Source organism: Aquimarina ulvae (assembly GCF_053613295.3).
The window spans coordinates 1-2,815 of the sequence record NZ_JBSIBP030000035.1; the positions used below are offsets into that span (position 1 = coordinate 1).

The following is a 2,815-nucleotide window of genomic DNA, read 5'->3' on the forward strand; positions in this document are numbered from 1 at the left end:
AGGATAACTCATACGAATCTGCTTCAGCAACAACCGGAATAGCTATAGCATCAGAAGATTCTTGCCCCGAATCGTTTTGTTTACAGAAACTTAAAATTTTATCTTTCAGATTAAGAATCGATTCTCTCTCTTCATCTGTCAATAATGATACAGCCCCTTTTAATTTAAGTTTACCTTGAAATTCTTGTATCGAAATACTTTTCTGTTTTAACTTCAATACAAGCTCGTATACTTCTTTCATAATTTGCTACGAATATTATCCCTTAAACCTTAGTTTTAGGTATTTGTTTATAATCAATTTGAACGATAAGTTCTCAAATAGTGTTCATTTATGGATCGTCAAGAATTAAATGAATTTTGTTAATCCTGAAGCTCAACTCCTATTCCCAATTCATTTGCTTTATCATAAAAATACTTGGATACAGCAAGGTCATAAACTGCCATTCCCATAGGGTTAAACATTACAACACTTTCATTGTTTATTTCTTTAGAATCAAACAAAAAGTGAGATAAATTAAATGTATCCTCTTCTTTTAATCCTCTTTCGAGATGCATCATTTCAACATCTGTTTTCTCTCTACAAACTTCTTCCCAATCATCAACTAGGATAATATCTGCATAATCCATGAATTGAGTTTTATAATCCCTTAAAGAGACATTAAGGTGCAAGGAGCCTTTCTTAGGTTTTTTATCTATGTATGGAGATTTAGAAACAGTACAAGTGCAAAAAATATCAGATACATCAAATACACTTTCCCAGTCATGAACAAAGGATACCTTATCAGAAAAATTACTATCGAGATTCTCCTCTATTCCTGGTCTTACATCGTATATCAAATACTCCTCTACTTTATCTCCCAGAATACTATCAATCATTTTTAAGTGAAGTTGCCCTATCGGGCCAAAACCAGTAATACCAACTATTAACTTTTGATCTGGTTGTATTTTTTTTAATTCAAGATATTTTTTGATAACAGCTCCTGTAACAGCTGATGTTCTAATACCAGAAACAATTGCAGTATTCAAAATCGCGAAAGGGATGCCTGTATCTTCTTCGTTTAATATAATAGTTGAATGTGCTCTTTTCAATTTTTTATTAATATTTCCCGGAAAACTGGATATCCATTTTATACCTGCTACACCTATATCGTCTCCTATATGAGCAGGCATTGCTATAATTCTATTTTCTAAATTATTATATCTTAAATAAGGTTTTATAGGTTGGCTAAAGTTCCCTTTCTTTAAAATTGATGTAGCTTTATAAATTTCGCTAATCACAGATTCCCAATCCAATGGAATACTATTAATATCGTTTGAGCTTAAATATTTCATTTTTATTTATTTTTAAAATTATTAATGTAAGAAAGGCCACTGTCCGGACATATAAATAACACTGTCTCGTCAGGATTTTCTTCTTTGTATTTCTTTACTGTAGCATATGCAGCTCCTGATGATGATCCTCCAAAGATCAATTCATCATCCAACAAGTCTTTACATCCTTTTAAAATCTCTTCTTCATTTAGTATTTCAATTCTATCAATTATGGCATCTTTAATATGATCGGATTTCATACTTGAACCGATTCCGGAAAGATTTCTTTTATGAGGTCTATTTTGAAAGACAAATGAACCTTCAACATCTACTGCTATGACCTTGATATCTGGGAATTTTAATTTTAATTTCCTTGACAATCCGGTTATAGTTCCTCCTGAACTTACAGCTACTATAACAGCATCTAGATCTTCAAAATAGTTACATATTTCTTCTCCCATACCAACATAATAACTTTTGGGATTATTGATATTTTGGTATTGATTTGGATGAAAGCAATTTTCATTATTCTCTTTTTTATAATCCTCGATGTATTTTACTCTATTTAACAAATACCCTCCTGTCTTATCTTTTTCTTCTATCATTACAACATCAGCACCATATAACCTAAGTAAATCTTCTTTTCGCTTTGGAGTATTTTTATCTATCACTCCTATAAACCTCAATCCTAAATACTTACTGATTATTGATAGAGCAATTCCAAAATTCCCTGAAGTAGATTCGATAATAACCGTATCTCGATTGATTAAGTTCTCTTTTATTGCATTCTTAACAATATGTAGAGCTGGCCTAATCTTAATACTATCCCCTAGCTGATAAAACTCAAGTTTTGAATATGTGTTTTTAAAAGAATGTAACTTAACAAAGGGTGTATTACCTACCCTTTTTTCTAAATCACATAGTTTATCCATTAAAGATTTCTTTTTTTCTTTCAGTTCTATACTTTCCATTTTACTATAATTAAGTTTTACATTGTATTTTGAAGATTCTTAAAAATCATGACAATAGTGTTTATTATCTAGAACCAGAATTGTCGCTATTAAATCATTTTTATTTAACTCAAATAATAAATAAGTCTCCTCTTTCTTTTTAAACAGGAAGTATAATTTCTTATAATATTTATTGAATTTTTGTAAATATTTTACACACGGAAGCTAGAACACGTTATAAGAAAATTGTGTTCTATTAAATTAATATCGGTATATATGAGCGAATGATTTTTTAAAGAAAATTAGTCTTTTATTGTATTTACAAACTATTTAATTGGAATCTGTAAACACGATAACTATACTAGTTTTTAAATCCAGATAGTTTTTGTGCTTTGATTTTCATTCTAAAAAGATATTATCTATTAAAATATTAATTCATTATCTTCACTAGAGTCAGACAATACAGCTTCAAAAGTTATTGTTTCTATAGCTTTTGCTAATACTTCAATAGTTGAGTCTTGGAAGAGCTGTAGTACTTTTAATCGTATCTTAAA

At 29.4% G+C, this 2,815-nt stretch carries 3 protein-coding genes; all 3 read right to left on the reverse strand.

What is annotated here, in order from left to right:
• The coding region (locus tag ACWGOQ_RS23970; protein ID WP_458202891.1) for a hypothetical protein at positions 1 to 241 on the reverse strand (241 nt) is incomplete at its 3' end.
• Between the two features lie 119 nt (positions 242 to 360).
• A complete protein-coding gene (locus ACWGOQ_RS23975) occupies positions 361 to 1,332 on the reverse strand; it encodes a 2,3-diaminopropionate biosynthesis protein SbnB (RefSeq protein ID WP_452060369.1) in 972 nt (323 codons plus the stop codon).
• Positions 1,333 to 1,334: 2 nt separating this feature from the next.
• Positions 1,335 to 2,282 carry a pyridoxal-phosphate dependent enzyme gene (locus ACWGOQ_RS23980; protein WP_452060370.1) on the reverse strand — a complete coding sequence of 316 codons (948 nt, stop codon included), beginning with the start codon at positions 2,280 to 2,282 and terminating at the stop codon, positions 1,335 to 1,337.
• Positions 2,283 to 2,815: the final 533 nt, after the last annotated feature.